The sequence below is a fragment of the Stenotrophomonas sp. AR029 genome (genome assembly GCF_047520695.2).
GTDB lineage: Bacteria > Pseudomonadota > Gammaproteobacteria > Xanthomonadales > Xanthomonadaceae > Stenotrophomonas > Stenotrophomonas sepilia.
The window spans coordinates 1,139,159-1,162,158 of the sequence record NZ_JAXBQQ020000001.1 but is presented as its reverse complement, the minus strand read 5'-3'; the positions used below and the strand labels follow the sequence as shown (position 1 = coordinate 1,162,158).

Sequence of the window (23,000 nt, the reverse complement as noted above, 5' to 3'; positions counted from 1 at the left end):
GCTTACTTCGCGTCGCCGGCCGGGGCGGCAGGCTGGGCATCGGCCGCCGGCTTGGCCGGTGCGTCGCCCTTTTCGGTGGCCTTGACCGGCATGCCGGGGCCGATCTTCTGCAGGCCTTCGACGATGACCTTGTCACCGGCCTTCAGGCCGTCCTCGACCAGCCACTTGTCGCCGACCGTGCGACTGACCTTGACCGGGCGCACTTCGACCTTGTTGTCCTTGCCGACCACCATCGCCGTGGTGTCGCCCTTCGGATCGCGGGCGATGCCCTGCATCGGCACCAGCACTGCATCACTGCGCACGCCGCCGCCGATCACCGCACGCACGTACATGCCCGGCATCAGCAGGCCGTCCGGGTTGTCCACCTTCACGCGCAGGCCGAAGCTGCCGGTGGTCGGATCGACGCTGACTTCGGAGAACTCCAGCGTACCCTTGTGCTCGAAGGTGCTGCCGTCTTCCATCAGGATGCTGACCGGCAGGGTCTGGTTGTCCTGCAGGCGGCCGGCGGCCAGTTCGCGGCGCAGCTGCAGCAGCTCGGCCGAAGACTGGGTCAGGTCGACATAGATCGGGTCCAGCTGCTGCACGGTAGCCAGTGCATTGGCCTGGCCGGCACTGACCAGCGCACCCTGGGTGACGCTGGACTTGCCGATGCGGCCGCTGATCGGCGCGGTGATGCGGGCGTAGCCCAGGGTGACGTTGGCTGCGTCCAGCGATGCCTTCGCGGCACCGACATCCGCCTCGGCCTGCTTCTGCGCGGCCACGGCATTTTCCAGGTCCTGCTGGCTGACCGCATCGACCTTGGCCAGCTCGGTGATGCGCTTGGCGCTCAGCCGGGCGGCGTTGGCGGTGGCCTCGGCGCGGGCCAGCTGGGCGCGGGCACTGTTGGCCTGGGCGCGGTAGCTGGCGTCCTCGATCTGGTACAGCGGCTCGCCGGCCTTGACCATGCCACCTTCGGTGAACAGGCGCTTGGCAACGATGCCATTGACCTGCGGGCGCACTTCGGCGACCAGGTAGGCGTTGGTACGGCCCGGCAGTTCGCGGGTCAGGCCCACGGTCTCGGACTTCAGCGTGACCACAGTGACGTCACCCGGGCCCTGCTCGGGGGCCTGGGGTTGGCCGCCGCAGGCAGCCACGGTCGCGGCGATCGCCAGCGACAGTGCAAAGGGTCGGATTCGGCTCAGCAACATGACGGAAAGGCTCTTAGGGGAAGGAATCTCAAATCGCGCTGATACAGGCCGAAAGCGCCAGCAGGCAACGCTCACCAGCGGGGAGTGGTAACCGGACCGGCCTGCCACGCACACGACGGGAATGATGGGAGCGAAATATACATACATGATTGTTTGTTTGTAAACCGGTACAATTCAGCCACGTTTCACCCGCACTCGTACCCATCCATGGCCCGCAAGACCAAAGAGGACACCCAGGCAACCCGGGAAGGCATCCTTGACGCCGCCGAAGCCTGCTTCCATGAACACGGCGTGGCCCGTACCACGCTGGAGATGATCGGTGCCCGCGCCGGCTATACCCGCGGTGCGGTCTACTGGCACTTCAAGAACAAGAGCGAGGTGCTGGCCGCGATCGTCGAGCGCGTGCATCTGCCTTTCATGCAGGAGCTGGAGCGCACCTCGACCGACCAGCGCAACACGCCGGTGCACGACCTGCGCGCGGTGATGATCCACTCGTTCATCGAACTGTCCGAGGACGAGCGCTTGCGCAAGACCATGGAGATCATGCTGCGCAGCGATGCGTCGGCTGATACCCGGGTGCTGACCGAACTGCAGCAGGCCGGTTTCCGCGATGGACTGGACCGGATGGAACGTGCCCTGCGCCGGGCAAAGGACCTGGGCCAGCTGCGCGAGGGTGCAGACCCGAAGATCGCCGCACGCATGCTGCACGCCACCGTGCTGGGCGTACTGCACGGTGCGATGGTCGAACCGGAACTGATGGACCTCAAGCGCGATGGCATGCTCGCACTGGACATGACCCTGGCCGCCTACGTAAAGGACGGCGTGTTCGTTCCCGGCACCGTGCCCGAGCCGCTGCCCGAGGCATGAGCGGGTTCACTGCCGCCACCGCAGCCCCACTGTGAGGACAGACCCATGATCCTGGACAACGTGGTGTGGGGCTTCATCGGCTGCGGCAGCGTCACCGAGAAGAAGAGCGGCCCCGCCCTGGCCAGCACACCCGGCTCACGGGTGGCGGCGGTCATGCGCCGCAATGCCGCATTGGCCGAAGACTATGCGCGGCGCCACGCGGTGCCACGCTGGTACACGGATGCCGACGCGCTGATCGGCGATCCGGACGTGAACGCGGTGTACGTTGCAACACCGCCCTCCACGCACATGCAGTACGCATTGCAGGCGATTGCGGCGGGCAAGCCGGTCTATATCGAGAAACCCATGGCCCTGGACCTCGCCGAATGCGAGCGCATCCTGGAAGCCAGTGCACGCCGTGGCGTGCCCGTGTTCGTCGCCTACTACCGCCGCGCCCTGCCCCGATTCGCGCAGGTGAAGCAGCTGCTGGACAGCGGCGCGATCGGTACACCGCGCAGCGTTCGCGCCACCCTGCATCGGCCGCATTCGGTGAACGCCGCATCGCCGGACTTCTGGCGGACCAATCCCGCAATCTCCGGCGGCGGGCTGTTCGTCGATCTGGGCTCGCACACCCTGGACCTGCTCGATCATCTACTGGGGCCGCTGAGCGATGTGCGCGGCCTGGCCAGTTCGTTGACCGGCGCTTATGCCGCCGAGGACAGCGTTTCGATGTGCTTCCGCACTGGAGCGGGCGCGCACGGCATCGCGCAATGGAGCTTCTGCGCGTTCCGCCGCCAGGATGAGATCGAGATCACCGGCGACCGCGGCCAGCTGCGCTTTGCGACCTTCGAGGATGTTCCGGTGGTGCTGGAGACCGGAGCCGGTGTGCAGGCCTTCGACATTCCCAACCCGTCGTCGATCCAGCAACCGTTGATTGCCTCTCTCGTGGATGAACTGCGCGGCAACGGGCACTCGCCCTCGGACGGCATCAGCGCCGCCCGCACCAGTGCGGTGATCGATCAGGTACTGCAGGCCTACCGCACGCGGCAATCGCGCTGACCGCCAACGCAAAAGGCCGCCTTTCGGCGGCCTTTTCTGTTGCAGCGGATGGCGTCAGGGCCCTCGCCGTGGCGAGGGATCCGACCGGATCGGGCGTTACAGGATGTAGCGGCTCAGGTCCGGGTCCTGCACCAGCTCACCCAGGTGTGCATCGACGTAGGCGCTGTCGATGGCCAGGGTTTCGCCATCGCGGTCCGGTGCCTCGTAGCTGAGCGAATCCAGCAGGCGTTCCAGCACTGTATGCAGGCGTCGGGCACCGATGTTCTCCTGGCGCTCGTTCACCTGGAAGGCGATTTCGGCCAGGCGGTCGATGGCATCGGCGGTGAAGCTGACCTTGACACCTTCAGTGGCCAGCAGCGCTTCGTACTGCTTGGTCAGCGCGGCCTTCGGCTCGGTCAGGATGCGCACGAAGTCATTCTTGCTCAGCGCACCCAGTTCCACGCGGATCGGGAAACGGCCCTGCAGCTCCGGAATCAGGTCGCTGGGCTTGGCCAGGTGGAACGCGCCCGACGCGATGAACAGGATGTGGTCCGTCTTGATCGTGCCGTACTTGGTGGACACATTGGAGCCTTCCACCAGCGGCAGCAGGTCGCGTTGCACGCCTTCGCGGGACACGTCGCCACCGCCCACGTTGTCACCACGCTTGGCGACCTTGTCGATCTCATCGATGAAGACGATGCCGTGCTGCTCGCACGCCTCGATTGCGGCGGTACGGATGTCATCCTCGTTGACCAGCTTGCCCGCTTCTTCCTCGATCAGCAGCGGGCGCGCGGCCTTGATGGTCAGCGTGCGCTTGTGCGCCTTCGCGCCGCCGCCGAGGTTGGCGAACATCGACTTCAGCTGCTGGCCCATTTCCTCCATGCCCGGCGGGGTCATGATGTCCATGCTGACATTGGCCGCCAGGTCGAGCTCGATCTCACGCTCGTCCAGCTCACCGTTGCGCAGCATCTTGCGGAACTTGATGCGGGTCTCGTTGTCCTGCGCCGACGGTTCGTTGCGGGCGACTTCAGGATCGAAACCGATGCCGCCGCTACGACGCGGCAGCAGCGCATCGAGGATGCGGTCTTCGGCGCGTTCTTCGGCCTGGGTACGCACGCGCACCTTGGCCTGTTCGCGATAGAGCTTGACCGCGGTGTCGGCCAGGTCACGGATGATCTGCTCGACGTCCTTGCCGACGTAGCCCACTTCGGTGAAGCGGGTGGCTTCGACCTTCACGAACGGTGCGTTGGCCAGCGTGGCCAGGCGGCGCGCGATCTCGGTCTTGCCGACACCGGTCGGGCCGATCATCAGGATGTTCTTCGGCATCACTTCATTGCGCAGCTCCGCCGGCAGCTGCATGCGACGCCAGCGGTTGCGCAGGGCGATGGCCACCGCGCGCTTGGCGTCGTGCTGGCCCACGATGTGCCTGTCCAGTTCCTGCACGATCTCGCGCGGGGTCATGGTGGCGGAGGAAACTTCGATCTTCGACATGGTTGTGCTCACGGATTCATTGTCGGTAGTGCCGGCCGCTGGCCGGCAACCAGGCACGCGTGCGGGGGACATGAGGTTGCCGGCCAGCAGCCGGCACGACCCTCACAGCTCCTCGACCACCACGTTGCGGTTGGTGTAGATGCAGATGTCGCCGGCAATGCCGATCGCTTCACTGGCGATGGTGCGTGCATCCAGCTCGGTGTGCGCCATCAGCGCCCGCGCAGCCGAAAGGGCGTACGAACCACCGGAGCCGATGGCGATGATGCCGTCCTCCGGCTCGATCACATCACCGGTGCCGCTGATGATCAGCGAGGTTTCCTTGTCAGCCACTGCCAGCAGGGCTTCGAGCTTGCCCAGGCGGCGCTCGGTGCGCCAATCCTTGGCCAGCTCGACCGCGGCGCGCTGCAGCTGGCCGTGCTTTTCCAGCTTGGCCTCGAACAGCTCGAACAGGGTGAAGGCATCGGCAGCGGCACCGGCGAAGCCGGCCAGCACCTGGCCGTCGCGGCCAAGGCGGCGCACCTTGCGCGCGTTGCCCTTCATCACGGTGTGGCCCAGCGTGACCTGGCCGTCGCCGGCAATGGCCACGTGCTCGCCGCGACGGACGCAGACGATGGTGGTGGCGTGGAAAACGTTGGGGTTCTGACTGGGGTCCATGATGCCTCCGGGGTGACAGAACCAGAGGTGGGGACTGCGCTGCGCCCTTCAAGCCACCCGCGACCGGCTGACGCAGGGCCAACGTTCAGCTTTCTCCGCTGCCCTCGGTGCTGCGTCGACGCTTCGCGCGCGGATGCGCGGCGTCATAGACCTTGGCCAGGTGCTGGAAATCGAGGTGGGTATAGATCTGCGTGGTGGCGATGTCGGCATGGCCCAGCAGCTCCTGCACACCACGCAGGTCGCCGGACGATTCCAGGATGTGGCTGGCGAAACTGTGCCGCAGCATGTGCGGGTGCACCTGCTTGAACAGGCCCTGGCGCTGCGCCAGCTGGCGGATGCGGATCTGCACCGCACGCTGGCTGATTGGCCCGTTGCGACCGGGGAACACCGGCGATGCCGGACCACCGCCACTTTCCGCGCGCCACGCCTGCAGCGCTTCGCGTGCCGGCCGCCCGAACGGCACGCGGCGCTGGCGGTTGCCCTTGCCCAGCACGTTGACCAGCCCGCTGTCGAAATCCAGGTCGCGCCAGGTCAGCGCACAGACTTCGCTCAGACGCAGGCCGGAGGAATAGAACAGTTCCAGCAGCGCGCGGTCACGGCGGCCGAGCTCACCTTCCGGCTCCAGCTCGACCAGCTGCACCGCCTCATCGGCGTCGAGGACCTGTGGCAACCGGCGTGGCGCGCGCGGTGCCTTCAGCGTCGCTGCCGGACTGACCTCGATGTGCGCGTGCTTGAGCAGCCAGGCATAGAAGCTGCGGCAGGCCGACAGGCGGCGTTGCAGGCTCTTGGCCGACAGGCCGCGGCGATGCTCGTCGGCGACGAACTGGCGCAACGCATCGGCATCGAGCGCCTCCACCGCTACGCCACGCGGTTCGGCCCAGACCGCTAGCGCGTCCAGGTCGCGGCGGTAGGCGTCAAGCGTATGCGCCGACATCCGCCGCTCCACCTGCAGATGCTGCAGGAAGGCCTGTACCGCGCTCATCGTCGTCCGGTCCTGCTTAGTCGTGGAAGCGCTTCAGGCCAGTGGCCAGGGCGTCGCCCATCATGCGCAGGAACAGCGTGCCCATGCCCGGGTAGAAGCGGTTCGGGTCGTGGCTGCCGACTGCGATCAGGCCGACGCCCGGCAACGGCAGCAGCGCGGTGGTCTGCACTTCCTCGCTGCGCACGCCGTACAGGACGGCATTCTTTTCCGGCTGCAGGCGGCCGCAGATCGGCTCGCCGTCGTTCAGGCAATCGCGGAACGGGCCCAGTTGCGGATCATCGGCAGCAATCACCTGCAGCCAGTCGGCCTGTTCCAGCCCGGCCACCGGCGCATGCACCACCAGCCGCACCAGGTCGCCGGCGAAGTCTTCCTGCAGCGATGCGGCCATCGCGCGCAGGGTATCGGCCGCGTTGTCCTGCTTCATCAGTGCCAGGGTCAGCTGGTGCGTGCGCACCGCAAGGCGTTCATTGACCTGGGCGGTGGCGCCCAGATCGGCCAACCGTCGTGCCAGCTCGCGGTTCTTCTCGCGCAGCACTTCCAGCTGGTAGCTGGCCAGCGATGCGGTCGGGCCGTCATCGCGCGGCACCACCAGGGTCAGGGCCAGGTCCGGAAACTGCTTGAGGAAGCCGGGATGTCGCCGCAACCAGGCAGCGACTTCATGGGCCCCGAGCTTGTCGACGGTTTCGGTCATGCCATCCACTCCCCTTCGAAGACGAATGCGGTCGGGCCCGCCATCACCACCGGCTGGCCATCGCCCGGCCACTGGATGCGCAGGTCACCTCCGGGCAGGCTGATGCGCGCATCGCGCTGCAGGCGGCCGCGCTGCATCAGGGTCACGGCGGCGGCGCAGGCGCCACTGCCGCAGGCCAGGGTCTCGCCGACACCGCGCTCGAACACGCGCAGGCGGGCGTGGGCCGGGCTCATCACCTGGGCGAAGCCCACGTTCACCGAGCGCGGGAACGACGCGTGCTGCTGCAGCAGCGAACCCACGCGTTCAACCGGAGCGGCATCGATCAAGCCCACTTCGATCACCGCATGCGGGTTGCCCATCGACACCGCAGCAAAGCGGACGCTCTCGCCCTGCAGCGGCAGCAGGTATTCCTCGCGCGGGTGGGCGAAGCCCATCAGCGGCACGTTGGCCGGCTCGAAGGCAGGCACGCCCATCGTCACCGCAAACTGCCCTTCACCCAGCACCTTCACCTCATGGCTGGCCAGCGGGCTGTCGATGACGAATGCATCGCCCTGCGCGCTGCCCTCGCGCACCAGCCAGGCCGCGATGCAGCGCGCGCCATTGCCGCACTGCTCGGAATTGGAACCGTCGGCGTTCCAGATGCGGTACGAGGCCACCGAGCCTTCCGCACGTGGCGCCTCGATGGTCAGGATCTGATCGCAGCCGACGCCGGTGTGGCGGTCGGCCAGGCGCGCGGCCAGTTCAGGCGTGGGCGGCGCAGTACCGTCACGCAGGTCGATCACTACGAAGTCATTGCCCGCGCCATGCATCTTGCTGAAGCGCAAGGCCCTGGAACCGGCCTTACTCATTCCCGACGCCCGCCTTCTTCGCTGGCGCGGGTGCCGGCTGAGTGGTCGTTGCAGCCGGGTCGACGGTCGTGGTGGGGGCAACGGCGCCCTGGGCCTCCGCCGGGGTCGCCTCGGTGGCGGGCTCGGCAGCGGGTTCGACGGTTTCCTCCACCGGCACCGGCTTCTGCGGCAGTACCAGCGGGCCCTTGTTGCCGCAGGCGGCGAGGAGCAGCAGCGAGGCCGCTGCCAGCGGAATCAGGATGGCGTTTCGATGGGGGATCTTCATGCCCCGAGTATAGCCATTGGCGGCTGAGCGGTTGGTGCAGGGAATCGGGTTGCCGGCCAGCGGCCGGCACTACCGCCGGCGCTCAATCTGTGGGCGGTGGCGGCAACGGCCGCGTCCACAGCCAGATTGCGACCACGGTCATGCTGCCGATCGAGAACCACTTCACCCAGGCGATCGGCACGCACCACAGCATGATGGCGGCACACACCGCCATGGTGATCGTGGCCATCCACTTGCCATGGCGGCTGACCGCCCCGTGTGCCTGCCAGTTGGCGATGGCCGGGCCGAAGCGCGGGTGCTGCAGCAGCCAGGTGTGCAGGCGTTCGGACCCACGTGACGCAGCCCACGCCGAGATCAGGATGAATACGGTGGTCGGAAGGCCCGGCACGAAGATGCCGACGATGCCGGTGCCCAGGCTGACATAGGCCAGCAGCCACCACGCCCAGCGGAAACGCACCACGCGCGGTGGCGTGGCGGTATCGCGGGATGCGGAGGGCTCGGGCAGGCTCATGGCCGCAAGGATAACGGTTCGGGGTGCCCGGCAACGCCCGGCACCCCTTCGCCGTTACGGCTGGGCGATGCCCAGCTGCTGCAGCACGAACGCGTACGACTCGGACAGCTCGCGGTAGCGCTGGAAGCGCCCCGACTTGCCGCCATGGCCGGCTTCCATGTTGGTGCGGAACAGGATCGGGTAGGGGCCGGTGTTGTGATCACGCAGCTTGGCCACCCACTTGGCCGGCTCCCAGTACTGCACCTGCGAATCCCACAGGCCGGTACCCACGAACAGCGCCGGGTACGCCTGCTGCTTCACATTGTCGTAGGGCGAGTAGGACAGCATGTAGTCGTAATACGGCTTCTGCTCCGGGTTGCCCCACTCATCGTATTCGTTGGTGGTCAGCGGAATGGTCGGGTCGAGCATGGTGGTGACCACGTCGACGAACGGGACCTGCGCCACCATCACCCGGTAATCCTGCGGCGCCTGGTTGGCCACCGCGCCCATCAGCAGGCCACCGGCGCTGCCGCCGGACGCAGCGACGCGATCCTTCGCCGCCCAGCCCTGTGCGACCAGGCCGCGGGTGACGTCGATGAAGTCGTTGAAGGTGTTCTGCTTGTGCAGCAGCTTGCCGTTCTCGTACCAGTCGCGGCCCATTTCCTGGCCACCGCGGATATGGTCAATGGCATACACCACGCCGCGGTCGAGCAGGCTCACCGCGGTCTGGTTGAAGTACGGGTCCATCGACATCCCGTAGCTGCCATAGGCGTACTGGAACAGTGCGCCCTTTCCATCCTTCTGGTAGCCCTTGCGGTAGACCAGCGACACCGGCACCTTCACGCCATCGCGCGCGGTGATCCAGACGCGGTCGGTTTCATACTTCGATGCGTCATAGCCGATCACCGGCTGCACCTTCAGCTGGCGACGCTCACCGGTGGCGGTGTTCAGCTCGAATACCGTGGTCGGCGTGGTCATCGAGGTGTACACGTAGCGCAGCCACGGCGTCTCGGCTTCGGTGTTGTCACCCAGGCCCATCGAGTAGGCCGGTTCATCGGCCTTCACGTAGTCGCTGCGGCCGTCCTTGAACAGCAGGCGGATGCGCTCCAGGCCCTCGGAGCGTTCGGCGATGGCGGTATAACCCTCGAACAGCTCGAAGCCTTCGATGAACACCGCCTCGTCGTGCGCGATCCAGTCCTTCCACTGCGCGCGCGAGGTGGCGTCGGTCGGTGCGGTGACCAGCTTGAAGTTCTTCGCGCCATCGTTGGTGCGGATCACCCAGCGGCCATCGTAGTGGTCGGCGTCGTACTCGACGTCACGCTGGCGCGGCGCCAGCACGGCGAAGGTGGTGGGGTCGCTGGCCGGCGCGTAGCGCTCTTCGGAGGACACGGTGCTGTGCACGCCGATGGTGATGAAGCGATCGTCACGGGTGCGGCCGATGCCCATGTAGAAGCTGTCGTCCTTCTCTTCGTAGACGACGGTGTCGGCGCTGGCCGGGGTGCCCAGCACGTGCTTCTTCACGCGCACGGTCAGCAGCGTTTCCGGATCGTTCTCGACGTACAGCACGGTGCGGTTGTCATCGGCCCAGACCAGGTCGCCGGAGCTGCCGGTGATGACGTCGGGCAGCACCTGGCCGGTCCGCAGGTCCTTGAAACGGAGGGTGTACTGGCGGCGGCCGACGTCATCCTCGGCCCATGCCAGCAGCTGGTTGTCCTGGCTCACTTCCATCGCGCCGACGTTGAAGTAGCCCTTGCCGGCGGCCATCGCGTTGACGTCGAGCAGGATTTCCTCGGCGGCCTCCATGCTGCCCTTGCGGCGGGCGTGGATCGGGTAGTCCTGGCCGGTCTCGAAGCGGCTGTAGTACCAGTAGCCGCGCTCACGCGCCGGAACGCTGGAATCGTCCTGCTTGATGCGGCCGACGATCTCCTTGTACAGGGTGTCTTCCAGCGGCTTCAGCGGCGCCAGCAACTGGTCGGCGTAAGCGTTCTCGGCCTGCAGGTAGGCCAGCATGTCCTTGTTCTCGCGCTTGTCGTCGCGCAGCCAGTAATAGTCATCGTTGCGGGTCGCGCCAAACGGCGCCTTGACCACATGCGGGTGCCGGGCGGCATCCGGCGGAACGGGCGGAGTGGCAGCGGTAGCAGTCGTGGTCATCAGGCTGGCAAGCAACAGGCAAAGGGTGGATTTCATGAAGTAAGGCTCCAGGCGCGTCAATGCAATGGTCTTCGGCGGGGTCAGATCCCTTTTCCCGAAAAGGGATCTGACCCCAATCCCTGCAATGCGGCAACCCTGCGGATCGTCATGGGTCATGCCGACCGGCGTACCATGCGGGCATGAGTACCCTGCCCCACACGCCGGGCTTCAGCCGGCGCAGCCATGAAATCGCCCCGTTCCACGTGATGTCCCTGCTGGCGCGCGCGCAGGCGCTGGAACAGGCCGGCCACGATGTGATCCACCTGGAAATCGGCGAACCGGATTTCACCACCGCCGAGCCCGTCGTCCGTGCCGGCCAGGCCGCGCTGGCCGCCGGCCACACCCGCTACACCGCCGCACGCGGCCTGCCAGCGCTGCGGCAGGCGATCAGCGGCTTCTATCGCAGCCACTACGGTCTGGACATCGATCCCGAACGCATCCTGGTCACCCCGGGCGGTTCCGGTGCACTGCTGCTGGCCAGCAGCCTGCTGGTCGATCCCGGCCGCCATTGGCTGCTGGCCGACCCCGGCTATCCCTGCAACCGCCACTTCCTGCGCCTGGTGGAAGGCGGCGCACAACTGGTCCCGGTCGGGCCGGGGACCGCCTACCAGCTGACGCCATCACTGGTCGAACGGCACTGGAATGCCGACAGCGTCGGTGCGCTGGTTGCCTCACCGGCCAACCCCACCGGCACCGTGCTGTCCGCAGGCGAGCTGGCGGCGTTGTCGACGTCACTGCATGCGCGCGGCGGCCACCTGGTGGTGGACGAGATCTACCATGGCCTGACTTATGGCCTGGATGCCCCCAGCGTGCTGCAGGTGGATGACAGCGCTTTCGTGCTGAACAGCTTTTCCAAGTACTTTGGCATGACCGGCTGGCGGCTGGGCTGGCTGGTGGCGCCGCCGTCCGCAGTACCGGATCTGGAGAAGCTGGCGCAGAACCTGTACATCAGCGCCTCGAGCATCGCCCAGCACGCCGCGCTCGCCTGCTTCAGCGAGGAATCCATGGCGATCTTCGAGCAGCGCCGCGACGCGTTCCGCCAGCGTCGCGACTTCCTGCTGCCGGCACTGCGTGAGCTGGGCTTCCGTATCGAAGTCGAGCCACAGGGCGCGTTCTACCTGTACGCCGACGTCAGTGCATTCACCGACGACGCGCAGGCATTCTGCGCGCATTTCCTGGAAACCGAGCACGTGGCGTTCACCCCGGGCCTGGATTTCGGCTTCCATCGTGCCAACCAGCACGTGCGCCTGGCCTATACCCAGGAGGTACCGCGATTGCAGGAGGCGGTGGCGCGGATTGCGCGCGGATTGAAGCGTTGGCAGGGATCACGTTGACGGTAGTGCCGGCCGCTGGCCCTACCGGATAAGGAAAAACGCCGCCCTGGGGCGGCGTTTTCCGTTCTGCTTACTTGCCGCCCAACCGCTCCCACAGGAAGCTGTAGGCCAGTGCCGACATGTGCGCGGCCTGCGCGTTGTTGGCGGCGCCGCCGTGACCCCCTTCGATGTTCTCGTAGTAGGTCACGTCCTTGCCGGCGTCGATCATCTTCGCCGCCATCTTGCGGGCATGGCCCGGGTGCACGCGGTCGTCGCGGGTCGAGGTGGTGAACAGCACCGGCGGGTAGTTCTTCTTCGCGTTGAACAGGTGGTACGGCGAGAAGGTCTTGATGAACTCCCAGTCACTGGTATCCGGGTTGCCGTACTCGGCCATCCACGAGGCACCCGCCAACAGGTGGCTGTAGCGCTTCATGTCCAGCAACGGCACCTGCACCACCACCGCACCGAACAGCTCCGGGTACTGGGTCAGCATGTTGCCGGTCAGCAGGCCACCGTTGCTGCCGCCCTGCACGCCCAGGTGCTTGGCGCTGGTGATCTTGCGCTTGACCAGGTCCCGCGCCACCGCGGCCATGTCTTCGTAGGCCTTGTGGCGGTTCTGCTTCAGCGCCGCCTGGTGCCAGCGCGGGCCGTACTCGCCGCCACCACGGATGTTGGCCACCACGTACACGCCGCCCTTCTCCAGCCAGGCGCGGCCCATGCCACCGGAATAGCTCGGGGTCAGCGAGATCTCGAAGCCACCGTAGCCGTACAGCAGCGTCGGATTGGAGCCATCGAGCTTCATCGCCCTGTCGTGCACCACGAAGTACGGCACGCGGGTGCCGTCCTTGCTGGTGGCGAAGTGCTGCTCGATCACCTTGCCCTTGGCGTCGAAGAAGGCCGGCATGGTCTTCAGTGTTTCCGGGGCCTGGCCGATCTCGGCCAGCGCCAGCGTGGTCGGGGTCAGGTAGTCGGTGGCGGTCAGCCACACCGCGTCGCTGTCATTGCTGTCCACTGCAGCCACGCCCAGCGTGCCGAAGGCAGGTGCGCCGACGAAGCGGCTGGTCTGCCAGCCGTTGGCGCCCGGGGTCAGCACCGACAGGCGGTTCTTGACGTCGTCCAGCACGTTCAGCACCAGGTGGCTCCTGGTCCAGGTGGCGCTGGCCAGCGAGGTGGTCGCGGTCGGGGTGAACAGCACCTCGAAGTCGCGCTTGCCGGCCAGGAAGTCGTCCAGCTTCGTCGCCAGCAGCGAACCGGACGCATAGGTCTTGCCGCCCACGGTCCACGGATCGCGCAGCTCCAGGGTCAGCCACTGCTTGTGCAGGCCCTTCTCGGCCGAGTTCGGCGCGTCGATCTTGGTCAGCGTGCCGTCGTCGCCACGCAGGTAGAGCTCGTTGTTGTAGAACGCCAGCGTGCGGCTGACCAGGTTGCGCTCGAAGCCCGGGGTGTCATCGTGCATCGCCGCGATGTACATGTCTTCCGGCTTGCCTTCGTACACCGTCGTGGCCGAGGCCATCGGCGTGCCGCGCTTCCACAGCTTGGCCACGCGCGGATAGCCGGACGTGGTCATCGTGCCGGCACCGAAGTCGGTGTAGACGAACACGGTGTCGCGATCGACCCAGTTGAGGCCCCCCTTCGACTCCGGGCGGAAGAAGCCGTCCTTGATCCAGGTCTTGTTGGCCAGGTCGAACTCGCGGGTGACGTCGGCGTCGGCGCCGCCGCGCGACAGCGCGATCAGGCAACGGCTGTAATCCGGGCGCAGGCAATCGGCACCGTGCCAGACCCAGTTCTCACCCTCGGCCTTGTTCAGTGCATCCAGGTCCAGCACGGTCTCCCACTGCGGCGACTCCTTGCGGTACTCGGCCAGGGTGGTGCGCCGCCACAGGCCGCGCTCGTGCTGCTGGTCCTTCCAGAAGTTGTAGTAGTAGTCGCCGATCTTCTGCACGCCCGGAATCTTGGCATCGGAGTCGAGCACCTCGCGGATGCGGGTCTCCATCTGCTTGAAGGCCGGGGTCTGCGCCAGGCGCGCCTCGGACTTGGCATTCTGTTCCTTGACCCAGGACAGCGGCTTGTCGCCGGTGACGTCCTCCAGCCAGGCGTAGCGGTCTGTATCCTCAGCGGCCACGGCGGTCCCCACCGAGGCAGCGGTCATCATGCCGGCCAACAGGCAGGCGGAAGCGAGTCGTGACATTGCAGCTCCAGGCAGTCATAAGCCGTGGAACGCTAGCACGGAATGCCGCGGCCTCCCCCGTGTCGAAGGTCAGGCCGTGGCCGCCGGGCCGCGCCGGCGACGCGCCTGTCCACCGGTACGCCGCACCTTCGGCAGCCCCGACAGGCGCGGCAGCGGGAAGCGCAGCAGCGCCCACCAGGCCGCGAGCGGCATGCCGATCAGCCACATCGGCAGCCAGCCCAACCACGCGCTGCTGCCACGTGCCGCTGGCCAGACCAGTACCAGCGCCAGTCCGGCCAGCGCCAGTTGCCGCACGCCACGCAGCAGGCGCGGGTCGGCGCGTTCGATGATGCGTTCAGTTGCAGGGCGACGGACGGAACGTGTGTTCATGGGCCTTCTCCGGTAGACAATGCAACACAGCTTGGGCAAGCCCCTTCTCACAGATTGCGACACCATTGACGGATCGCGCACGCTCAGTCGACCATGCTCAGGCAAAGCCCTCCTGAGCCCGCTCCCGCATGACTTCGATCCGCCCGCTCTGCGCCGTGTTGCTGGCCCTGTCCCTGGCGGGCCCCGCCATGGCGGTCGGTGAGCCGCCATCACCCCGTGCCAGCGTCCCGCGCGCCGATCCGGATGCCCCGATCGACCTCAAGCGCTTCATGGGCACCTGGTACGTGATCGGCCGCGTGCCGAACTTCATCGAACGCGGGCACGTCGCCAGCGTCAACGAGTACGAGTTGCGCGACGAGCACAAGGTCGGCATCACCTACCGCTACCGCGACGGCTTCGGCGAACCCCTGCAGGAGATCCGTGCACGCGCCAGCGTCGACCCGGACAGCGGCAACCACGGCTGGCGCACCTGGTTCTACCGCGTGGTGCCGACCCACTCCCGGGTGCTGGACGTCGCCCCGGATTATTCGTGGGCACTGATCGGCTACCCGGGCCGTGAGATGGCCTGGATCTTCTCGCGCACGCCGGACATGGACAAAGCGCTGTACAAGGAGCTGGCCGAGCGCCTGCGCGACGAGTACGGCGTGAACACCGACAAGCTCAAGCGCGTGCCGCAGCATCCGGAACAGGTCGGCAAGCTGGGCTACGAAGTACCGAACGCGCGTTGACCGCACGTGGAATTGCCGGCCAGCGGCCGGCACTACCGTTTCCAGGCAATGGGGTAGAGCCGGCCGCTGGCCGGCTACCAGCAGGCGTAGCGGTTACTTGCGGCTGTAATGCGCGACCAGGCGGTCGCCGAGCATCTGCAGCAGCTGCACCAGGACCAGCAGCAGGACCACGGTGACCAGGGCCACGTCGGTGTGCGAACGCTGGTAGCCGTCGCGGAACGCCAGATCGCCCAGGCCGCCGGAACCGATGGCGCCGCCCATCGCGGTGAAACCGATCAGCGCGACGGTGGTCACCGTCGCGCCGGCGATCAGGCCCGGGCGCGCTTCCGGCAGCAACACGCGGGTAACCAGCTGCCAGGTAGTGGCGCCCATTGCCTGGGTAGCTTCGATCACGCCGCGGTCAACCTCGCGCAACGCGGTCTCGACCAGGCGCGCATAGAACGGTGCGGCACCAATAACCAGCGGCACGATCGCACCACGCACGCCCAGCGACGTCCCCATCAGGAACAGGGTGACCGGAATCAGCACGATCATCAGAATGATGAAAGGCACTGAACGCAGCAGGTTCACCACCAGCGCCAGCACGCCATAGGCGAACGGCCGGCGCTTCATCTGCGGTGCGCCGAACAGGTACAGCAGCACACCCAGCGGCAGGCCGATGGCCAGGGTCAGCGGCAGCGAACCGAGCAGCATCAGCAGGGTGTCGATGGTGGCCTGGCCGATGTCGGCCCACTTGCCCGCATCCAGGTGGCGGAAGAAGCCTCCGGCAGTAGCGATGATCATCGACGCAGTTCCTCAACATGCACGCCGGCGGCCACGAACGCGGCCTGCGCGGCGGACTGGTCGCCGCCCACCAGGGCGACCACCAGCTGGCCATACGGGGTGTCCTTGATCCGGTCGATGCGGCCGGACAGGATGTTGTAGTCGACCCCGGTCTGCCGCGCGACACTGCCGAGCAGGGGTTCGTAGGTGTCGCCACCGAGGAAGGTCAGGCGCACGATACGGCCGCCAACGGCATCGAAATCACGGTGCAGCGCCCCCTCGTCCACATGCTCCGACTCACTGACGAAACGGCGGGTGGTCGGATGCTGCGGGTGCAGGAACACCCGGGTGACCGGACCGGTTTCGACCATCTGGCCGGCATCGAGCACCGCAACGCGGTCGCAGACACGGCGGATCACGTCCATCTCGTGGGTGATCAGCACAATGGTCAGGCCGAGCTCGCGATTGATCTTTGACAGCAGCGACAGCACCGAAGCGGTGGTCTGCGGATCGAGCGCACTGGTGGCCTCGTCGCACAGCAGGATCTGTGGACGGGTCGCCAGCGCGCGGGCGATACCGACGCGCTGCTTCTGGCCACCGGACAGCTGCGCCGGATACTTCTGCGCATGCGCTTCCAGGCCCACGGTCTGCAGCAGCTCGGCCACGCGCGCGTCGATTTCCGTCTTCGGCGTGCCGGCCAGTTCCAGCGGGAAGGCGACATTGCCCGCCACCGTGCGCGACGACAGCAGGTTGAAGTGCTGGAAGATCATGCCGATGCGCCGACGCAGCGCGCGCAGGCCGTCCGCGTCCAGCGCGGTGACATCCTCACCACCGATCAGCAGCCGGCCACCGCTGGGTTCTTCCAGGCGGTTGATCATGCGGATCAGGGTCGACTTGCCGGCGCCGGAATGGCCGATGATGCCGAAAACCTCACCGGCCTCGATGGTCAGGTCCAACGGTTGCAGCGCGCTGATCTCGCGGCCGGCAACGGCATAGGATTTGTGCAGGCGCTGGAACTCGATCACGGGCGTGGCTCACCGGCTGGGTGACGGAAGGGGGCGTGCAGCCTACCAGCGCAGGCGGTCGCGCGCCCGCGCCATGGGCCAGAATGTTATTCCTTTTGGTTCTAACGTACCTGCTCCGGCGCGGGTTCCGGGGTCGGATCCCCGCAGGGGGTCGGATCCCCGCAGGGGGTCGGATCCCCGCAGGGGGTCGGATCCCCGCAGGGGCTCTGACCCCGCTTCCCGGCCAAACCGGTTCAGGGATGATCCAGCGGCTTCGGTGGTTCCTGCCGGTTGACCCGCTCGCGGTGCAGCAGGTAAAGCCCCGAAGCCACGATGATCGCCGCGCCCACCCAGGTATAGCCATCGGGCAGCTGGCCCCAGAAGGCCAGGTCCCAACCGATCACCCAGACCAGCCCGCTGTACTCCAACGGCGCGATCATCGAGGCCTCGCCCAGCTGGAAGGCCCTGGTCAGGGCGATCTGGCCCAGCGCCCCGGCCAGGCCCATGCCACCGATCAGCGGCGCATGTGCCAGCTGCAGCGGCACCCAGCCGGGTAGGGCCAGCAGGCCGGCACCGATGGCCATGATCACCAGGAACCAGACCACCATCGACTGCGAGGTATCGGTGCGGGTCAGCAGGCTGACCGTGATCGCCGCAATGGCATAGGCGGTGGCCGCGGCCAGCACCATCAGCCCCGGCACCGAGATGAAGCCATCGACGCCCGGCCGCAGCACCACCAGCACGCCGACCAGGCCAATCCCGATGGCGACCCAGCGCCGTGGCCCGACCCGCTCGCCCAGCAGCGGCACCGACAATGCGGCGATCAGCAGCGGGGCCACGAAATAGATGGTGTAGGCAGTGGACAACGGCAGGTCGCGCAGGGCGAACACGAAGCAGCCGATCATCGCCATGCCCAGCGCACCACGCAGCAGGTGCAGCCCCCAGCGGCGCGGCACCAGCGAACGCGGCCCGGCGCTGGCCAGCACCCAGACCAGCACGAACGGCAACGAGGCCGCGCCGCGCAGGAAGGTTACTTCCAGGGTGGGGTAGCTGGCCGACAGCTGCTTCATGCCAGCATCCATCAGCGAGAAGCAGGCGACCGCAGCGACCATCCAGGCCACCGCGCGAGAGGGGGAGCGTTGCACGTTCATGGCCCATTATCGCCCGGTCGTCGCATTCTGTAGAGCTCGGCCGCTCTTCAAAAAGCAGCCGAGCGTGGGCTCGGTTCTACAAACGGCGGGCATGGGGCCCTCGCGATAGAATGGCTGCCACTGAATCCTGCGGAGCATCGCCCATGCCTTCCTTCGACGTCGTGTCCGAAGTCGACACCCACGAACTGACCAACGCCATCGACCAGGCCAACCGCGAACTGGCCACCCGCTTCGATTTCAAGGGCGTGGATGCCAAGTTCGAACGCGATGGCGATGTGATCAACCAGTTCGCGCCGACCGAATTCCAGCTCAAGCAGATGAACGACATCCTGCGTGCACGCCTGGCCGCGCGCGGCATCGATGTGCTCAGCCTGGAGTTCGGCGACATCGAGACCAACCTGGCCCAGGCCCGGCAGAAGATCACCGTCAAGCAGGGCATCGAGCAGAAGATCGCCAAGAAGATCGCCGCTGCGCTGAAGGAAGCCAAGCTGAAGGTTGAAAGCCAGATCAATGGCGACAAGCTGCGCGTGCAGGGCAAGAAGCGCGACGACCTGCAGGACGCCATCGCCGTGCTCAAGGCCGGCAAGTTCGAGTTGCCGCTGCAGTTCAACAATTTCCGCGATTGATCTGGCCGCCGGGCATGGCCCGGCGCCGGCACCTGCGGTACGACGGCGCGTTGCAAGCGACGAGCCTACAATGTCCGCCCCGCCAGCCGACGTGCCCGCCATGACCGACGCCCAACTGCCCACCGAGGACCCGATCGCCGCCACCCGCCTGTGGCTGGAACGCATCGTCATCGGCCTGAACCTGTGCCCGTTCGCCAAGGCGGTCTACGTGAAGGACCAGGTCCGCATCGTGCTCAGCGATGCGACCACGACGGAAGCCCTGGTTGAGCAGCTGGCCGAGGAACTGGTCCTGCTGCGTGATACGCCGGCCGAGCAGATCGATACCACGCTGATCGTGCATCCGCAGGTGCTGACCGATTTCCTCGACTACAACGACTTCCTCGACAACGCCGACGCGGCGATCGAGGCGCTGGACCTGCAGGGCATCCTGCAGGTGGCCAGCTTCCATCCGGATTACCAGTTCGAGGGCGTGGCTGCCGACGACGCCAGCAACTACACCAACCGCGCGCCCTTCCCCACCCTGCACCTGCTGCGCGAAGACAGCGTGGCGCGCGCGGTGGACGTCTATCCGGATCCGGATGTGATCGTCGAGCGCAACATCCAGACCCTGGACCGCATCGGCGTGGACGGCTGGCATCGCCGCCTGCGTGGCGAAGACCTGTCGTGAGCACGGTACCGCCGATTGCCGCTTGGCCGGCCGCGCCGCTGTCGGGCAAGGTGGTGCTGGTCACCGGCGGTGCCAACGGCATCGGCCGTGGCATCGCGCAGGCCGTGCTCGGCGCCGGTGGCCGCGTGCTGATCGGCGACCTCGACATGGAGGCCGGCGAGGCGTGCCTGGCGGAATGGCAGCGTGGTGAGGATGCCGTGTTCCAGCGCCTGGATATCACCGACGAAGCCAGCGTGCGCGCCTTCATCGCCGTGGCCCTGCAGCGTTTCGGCCGCATCGACGGGCTGGTCAACAACGCGGGAATTGCCAGCCCGCACGGCACGCTGCTGCAGGACATGGACTGGGACGAGTGGCAGCGCCGGCTGTCTTCGCTGCACGGCGCGTTCCTGTGCAGCAAGCATGCGTTGCCGGCGCTGACCGCCAGCGCCGCCGGTGCGATCATCAACATCGCCTCGACCCGCGCCTGGCAATCCGAAGCACACAGCGAAGCCTATGCCGCAGCCAAGGGCGGGCTGGTGGGCTTCACCCATGCGCTGGCGATCAGCAGCGGCCCGGCGGTGCGGGTGAACAGCATCAGTCCCGGCTGGATCGGCACCTGCGAGTGGCAGGCACCCTCACGGCGACACGCACCGGAGTATTCGGCCACCGACCATGCGCAACACCCGGTCGGCCGCGTCGGCCAGCCGGAGGACATCGGTGCGTTGGCCGTATACCTGCTGTCATCACTGTCCGGTTTCAGTACCGGCCAGGATTTCATCGTCGACGGCGGCATGACCCGGAAGATGATCTACGCCGAATGACCCGCCACCGGTAGTGCCGGCCGCTGGCCGGCATTCCGGTAGATCCACGCCATGCGTGGATGGCGGTGAAGTGCCAACCGGGGTTGGCACCTACCCGACGCCTTACGCCATGCCCGAGTGGCGCAGCAGCGCATCGATCTGCGGAGCACGGCCGCGGAAGGCCTTGAAGTTGTCCGCCGCCGGGCGGCTGCCACCGCGCGACAGGATCTCATCACGGAAGCGTGCACCGGTTTCAGCCAGTGCCTGCGGCGCTTCCTCGAAAGCGGCATAGGCGTCGGCGCTGAGTACCTCGGCCCACTTGTAGCTGTAGTAACCCGCGGCGTAACCGCCCGCAAAGATGTGGCTGAACTGGTGCGGGAAGCGGTTCCAGGCCGGCGGGTGGTTCACCGCCACTTCCGCGCGCACGCGGTCCAACAGTGCCAGCACGCTGTCCTGCGCTGGTTCGAACTGGCTGTGCAGCAGCATGTCGAACAGGCCGAACTCCAGCTGGCGGACGGTGGCCATGCCGCTGTGGAAGTTGCGCGCGGCCAGCATGCGCTCGTACAGCGCGCGCGGCAGCGGCTCGCCGCTGTCCACGTGCGCGGTCATCGCCTGCAAGTGATCCCATTCCCAGCAGAAGTTCTCCATGAACTGGCTGGGCAGCTCCACCGCATCCCATTCCACGCCGTTGATGCCGGCGACGCCCAGTTCGCCGATGCGGGTCAGCAGCTGGTGCAGGCCGTGGCCCATCTCATGGAACAGCGTGGTCACTTCGTTGTGGCTGAAGGTGGCCGGCTTGCCGTTGGCACCGCGGCCGAAGTTGCACACCAGGTAGACCAGCGGCGTCTGCACGCTGCCGTCGGTGCGCACGCGACGGTTGCGGCAATCATCCATCCACGCCCCGCCGCGCTTGCCCTCGCGGGCGTACAGGTCCAGGTAGAACTGGCCAACCAGCGCACCCTGCGCATCGACCAACCGGAAGAAGCGCACATCCTCGTGCCACACCGGCGCGCTGTCCTCCTGCACGCGCAGGCCGTACAGCTGCTCGATCACCGAGAACAGGCCGCCCAGTACCTTCGGCTCGGTGAAATACTGCTTCACCTCCTGCTCGGAATAGCTGTAACGCGCCTGCTTCAGGCGGTCGGCGGCGAAGGCCAGGTCCCAGGCCTGCAGGCTGTCGATGCCGAGCTGTTCGCGCGCGAACTGCTCCAGCTCGGCGCGGTCCCTGGCGGCGAACGGCTTGGCGCGCGCGGCCAGGTCACGCAGGAAACCGAGCACTTCGGCCGGGTCCTGCGCCATCTTGGTCGCCACCGAGTAATGGCCGTACGAATCGAAGCCGAGCAACGCAGCCAGTTCGGCGCGCAGGGCAAGGATGCGGTCGATGTTGCCGCTGTTGTCCAGTGCGTCATCGCCGAATTCGGACGCACGCTGGGCGCTGGCGCGGTACAGGATCTCGCGAAGGTCGCGGTCCTCGCCCCAGGTCTGCACCGGCAGGTAGCACGGCATCTGCAGGGTCAGTTTCCAGCCGGCCTTGCCGTCCTTCTGTGCTGCGGCATGCGCGGCGGCCTTCACGTCTTCCGGCAGGCCCTTCAGCCGCGCTTCGTCTTCGATGATCAGCGACCAGGCATCGGTAGCGTCGAGCACGTTCTGCGAGAACTTCGCCGACAGCGCCGACAGTTCTTCCTTGATCGCAGCAAAACGCTGCTGCGCCTCGGGCGCCAGCTCGGCGCCGCCCAGGCGGAAGTCGCGCAGGGTGTTGTCCAGCACCTTGCGCTGGGCTTCATCGAAATGCGCCGCCTCCGGGCTGGCGGCCAGCGCCTGGTACTGGCGGTAAAGCGCCAGGTTCTGCCCCAGCACACTGGCGAAGCGGGTCACCCGCGGCAGGTTGCTGTTGTAGGCCTCGCGCAGCTCCGGGGTGTTGACCACGCCCTGCAGGTGGCCGACCAGGCCCCAGGCGCGCCACAGGCGCTCGGTGGCATCGTCCAGCGGGGTCACGAAGGTCTGCCAGGTGACCGGCTGCACCTGCTCGGCTGCGCTGACGGCGGCTTCGGCCTCGGCCAGCAGCACATCCAGCGCCGGCGCCACGTGCTCGGGGCGGATCGCCTCGAAGCGCGGCAGGCCGGAAAAATCGAGCAGGGGGTTGGCAACGGTCACGGCAGGTCTCCAGAGTACGGGCCCGGCAGGCGGGCAGCCCGGTAGATATGGCGCTGCCAGGCATCGCTGACAAGGGGGCACGGTATTCACATCGGCCTTACGCGCGCCCCCCGAAGCTCTGGGTGCGGGGGAGTCCGCAGCGGCACGTACCGAACGAGGCCCCACATGGAAGGTCTGGCTGCAGTTGCATCCGCCTCACCGGCGCGGTCGCTGGCACTGTCTGCCAGCGCGGCCGAACTGGCCTGGATCGCCGCGCTGTGCGATGCCGGCGACGACGCCCCGCGCCACCTGCAGCAGTTGCAGGCGGTGCTGCAGCAGGGCGGCACGTTCAATGAAAGCCAGGAGTGGTACCCGTTCGAAGTAGTCGAGCGCGGCGCCAGCCAGCTGCAGCTGGGCCATGAGCGCGAGTTCGTGATCTGCGTGTTGCTGTGGTTGCAGGCATTGGCCCAGGGCCGCGCCAGCATCCTGGATCCCACCCTGCACCTGGATGACCGTGCGATGGACATCGAGGCGTTGCCCGATGCACTGCGCGACGCGGTGCTCGACGCCTTCACCGCGGCGGGATATTGAGACGCCC

At 67.0% G+C, this 23,000-nt stretch carries 24 protein-coding genes and 1 pseudogene; 9 read left to right on the top strand and 16 right to left on the bottom strand.

The annotated features are described in order from the left end of the window. Positions 1–2 precede the first annotated feature (2 nt). Entirely contained in the window at positions 3–1,187 is a 1,185-nt protein-coding gene (smeD, locus tag ACM0PB_RS05495; RefSeq protein WP_005419428.1) for a multidrug efflux RND transporter periplasmic adaptor subunit SmeD, read from the bottom strand. A 207-nt stretch (positions 1,188–1,394) separates the two neighbouring features. Here smeD and smeT point away from each other — a divergent pair, with 207 nt between their 5' ends. Then, positions 1,395–2,054, top strand: coding sequence for an efflux transporter SmeDEF transcriptional repressor SmeT (gene smeT / locus ACM0PB_RS05490; RefSeq protein ID WP_065186222.1), 660 nt, complete (start codon positions 1,395–1,397; stop codon positions 2,052–2,054). Positions 2,055–2,099: 45 nt separating this feature from the next. Continuing rightward, positions 2,100–3,092, top strand: a complete 993-nt coding sequence (locus ACM0PB_RS05485; protein WP_065186221.1) for a Gfo/Idh/MocA family protein — start codon at positions 2,100–2,102, stop codon at positions 3,090–3,092. A gap of 96 nt (positions 3,093–3,188) precedes the next feature. Here the strand turns inward: ACM0PB_RS05485 and hslU are convergent, their stop codons facing one another. The 9 genes and pseudogenes from hslU to ACM0PB_RS20180 all read right to left on the bottom strand — a co-directional run. Further along, positions 3,189–4,562 (bottom strand): ATP-dependent protease ATPase subunit HslU, encoded by a 1,374-nt coding sequence (hslU, locus tag ACM0PB_RS05480; protein WP_065178024.1) that lies wholly within the window; start codon positions 4,560–4,562, stop codon positions 3,189–3,191. 102 nt (positions 4,563–4,664) lie between these two features. Continuing rightward, complete coding sequence (gene hslV, locus ACM0PB_RS05475; protein ID WP_005411093.1) at positions 4,665–5,216, bottom strand: ATP-dependent protease subunit HslV; 552 nt, start codon at positions 5,214–5,216, stop codon at positions 4,665–4,667. An 85-nt stretch (positions 5,217–5,301) separates the two neighbouring features. Then, on the bottom strand, positions 5,302–6,198 hold the full coding sequence (gene xerC, locus ACM0PB_RS05470; RefSeq protein ID WP_005419436.1) for a tyrosine recombinase XerC: 897 nt from the start codon (positions 6,196–6,198) through the stop codon (positions 5,302–5,304). A gap of 16 nt (positions 6,199–6,214) precedes the next feature. After that, on the bottom strand, positions 6,215–6,889 hold the full coding sequence (locus ACM0PB_RS05465; protein WP_005419445.1) for a DUF484 family protein: 675 nt from the start codon (positions 6,887–6,889) through the stop codon (positions 6,215–6,217). Beyond that, on the bottom strand, positions 6,886–7,737 hold the full coding sequence (dapF, locus tag ACM0PB_RS05460; RefSeq protein WP_032954541.1) for a diaminopimelate epimerase: 852 nt from the start codon (positions 7,735–7,737) through the stop codon (positions 6,886–6,888). The genes ACM0PB_RS05465 and dapF overlap by 4 nt, the downstream gene beginning before the upstream one ends. Beyond that, positions 7,730–8,002: an LPS translocon maturation chaperone LptM gene (lptM, locus tag ACM0PB_RS05455; protein ID WP_065186220.1), complete on the bottom strand. Its 273-nt coding sequence runs from the start codon at positions 8,000–8,002 to the stop codon at positions 7,730–7,732. The genes dapF and lptM overlap by 8 nt, the downstream gene beginning before the upstream one ends. A gap of 82 nt (positions 8,003–8,084) precedes the next feature. After that, positions 8,085–8,513 carry a YbaN family protein gene (locus tag ACM0PB_RS05450; protein WP_065186219.1) on the bottom strand — a complete coding sequence of 143 codons (429 nt, stop codon included), beginning with the start codon at positions 8,511–8,513 and terminating at the stop codon, positions 8,085–8,087. Positions 8,514–8,567: 54 nt separating this feature from the next. After that, positions 8,568–9,239 carry a prolyl oligopeptidase family serine peptidase gene (locus ACM0PB_RS20185; protein WP_505376574.1) on the bottom strand — a complete coding sequence of 224 codons (672 nt, stop codon included), beginning with the start codon at positions 9,237–9,239 and terminating at the stop codon, positions 8,568–8,570. A gap of 177 nt (positions 9,240–9,416) precedes the next feature. After that, positions 9,417–10,643: pseudogene (locus ACM0PB_RS20180) on the bottom strand (S9 family peptidase); the annotation flags it as partial. Between ACM0PB_RS20180 and ACM0PB_RS05440 the strand changes: the two are divergent. Together ACM0PB_RS05440 and ACM0PB_RS05435 are read left to right on the top strand one after the other, a co-directional pair. Next, entirely contained in the window at positions 10,618–10,686 is a 69-nt protein-coding gene (locus ACM0PB_RS05440) for a hypothetical protein (RefSeq protein ID WP_353088925.1), read from the top strand. The pseudogene ACM0PB_RS20180 and the gene ACM0PB_RS05440 overlap by 26 nt on opposite strands. A gap of 136 nt (positions 10,687–10,822) precedes the next feature. Then, on the top strand, positions 10,823–12,016 hold the full coding sequence (locus tag ACM0PB_RS05435; RefSeq protein WP_164093223.1) for a pyridoxal phosphate-dependent aminotransferase: 1,194 nt from the start codon (positions 10,823–10,825) through the stop codon (positions 12,014–12,016). Positions 12,017–12,086: 70 nt separating this feature from the next. Here the strand turns inward: ACM0PB_RS05435 and ACM0PB_RS05430 are convergent, their stop codons facing one another. Both ACM0PB_RS05430 and ACM0PB_RS05425 read right to left on the bottom strand, forming a co-directional pair. Next, positions 12,087–14,183: a prolyl oligopeptidase family serine peptidase gene (locus ACM0PB_RS05430; RefSeq protein WP_329953703.1), complete on the bottom strand. Its 2,097-nt coding sequence runs from the start codon at positions 14,181–14,183 to the stop codon at positions 12,087–12,089. Between the two features lie 69 nt (positions 14,184–14,252). Then, positions 14,253–14,552 carry a hypothetical protein gene (locus tag ACM0PB_RS05425; protein ID WP_065178019.1) on the bottom strand — a complete coding sequence of 100 codons (300 nt, stop codon included), beginning with the start codon at positions 14,550–14,552 and terminating at the stop codon, positions 14,253–14,255. A gap of 128 nt (positions 14,553–14,680) precedes the next feature. Here ACM0PB_RS05425 and ACM0PB_RS05420 point away from each other — a divergent pair, with 128 nt between their 5' ends. Then, complete coding sequence (locus ACM0PB_RS05420; RefSeq protein WP_005419460.1) at positions 14,681–15,280, top strand: lipocalin family protein; 600 nt, start codon at positions 14,681–14,683, stop codon at positions 15,278–15,280. Between the two features lie 93 nt (positions 15,281–15,373). Here ACM0PB_RS05420 and ACM0PB_RS05415 read toward each other — a convergent pair whose 3' ends face one another. The 3 genes from ACM0PB_RS05415 to ACM0PB_RS05405 form a co-directional block, all read right to left on the bottom strand. Beyond that, the gene (locus ACM0PB_RS05415; RefSeq protein WP_014038544.1) at positions 15,374–16,063 is read right to left on the bottom strand and encodes a methionine ABC transporter permease; all 690 of its coding nucleotides are present in this window, start codon (positions 16,061–16,063) and stop codon (positions 15,374–15,376) included. Then, positions 16,060–17,067, bottom strand: coding sequence for a methionine ABC transporter ATP-binding protein (locus ACM0PB_RS05410; RefSeq protein ID WP_033834529.1), 1,008 nt, complete (start codon positions 17,065–17,067; stop codon positions 16,060–16,062). Before ACM0PB_RS05410 ends, ACM0PB_RS05415 begins: the two co-directional genes overlap by 4 nt. A 233-nt stretch (positions 17,068–17,300) precedes the next feature. Next, complete coding sequence (locus tag ACM0PB_RS05405; protein ID WP_005419466.1) at positions 17,301–18,197, bottom strand: DMT family transporter; 897 nt, start codon at positions 18,195–18,197, stop codon at positions 17,301–17,303. Positions 18,198–18,340: 143 nt separating this feature from the next. Here ACM0PB_RS05405 and ACM0PB_RS05400 point away from each other — a divergent pair, with 143 nt between their 5' ends. The 3 genes from ACM0PB_RS05400 (at position 18,341) to ACM0PB_RS05390 (ending at position 20,290) form a co-directional block, all read left to right on the top strand. Continuing rightward, positions 18,341–18,823 carry a YajQ family cyclic di-GMP-binding protein gene (locus tag ACM0PB_RS05400; RefSeq protein WP_005419468.1) on the top strand — a complete coding sequence of 161 codons (483 nt, stop codon included), beginning with the start codon at positions 18,341–18,343 and terminating at the stop codon, positions 18,821–18,823. Positions 18,824–18,923: 100 nt separating this feature from the next. Further along, the gene (locus ACM0PB_RS05395; protein ID WP_033834530.1) at positions 18,924–19,490 is read left to right on the top strand and encodes a DUF1415 domain-containing protein; all 567 of its coding nucleotides are present in this window, start codon (positions 18,924–18,926) and stop codon (positions 19,488–19,490) included. After that, positions 19,487–20,290 carry an SDR family oxidoreductase gene (locus ACM0PB_RS05390; protein ID WP_005419471.1) on the top strand — a complete coding sequence of 268 codons (804 nt, stop codon included), beginning with the start codon at positions 19,487–19,489 and terminating at the stop codon, positions 20,288–20,290. The genes ACM0PB_RS05395 and ACM0PB_RS05390 overlap by 4 nt, the downstream gene beginning before the upstream one ends. Before the next feature lie 102 nt (positions 20,291–20,392). Here ACM0PB_RS05390 and ACM0PB_RS05385 read toward each other — a convergent pair whose 3' ends face one another. Beyond that, positions 20,393–22,423: a M3 family metallopeptidase gene (locus ACM0PB_RS05385; protein WP_033835682.1), complete on the bottom strand. Its 2,031-nt coding sequence runs from the start codon at positions 22,421–22,423 to the stop codon at positions 20,393–20,395. Between the two features lie 165 nt (positions 22,424–22,588). Between ACM0PB_RS05385 and ACM0PB_RS05380 the strand changes: the two genes are divergently transcribed. Further along, positions 22,589–22,993, top strand: coding sequence for a hypothetical protein (locus ACM0PB_RS05380; RefSeq protein WP_005419475.1), 405 nt, complete (start codon positions 22,589–22,591; stop codon positions 22,991–22,993). Positions 22,994–23,000 lie beyond the last annotated feature (7 nt).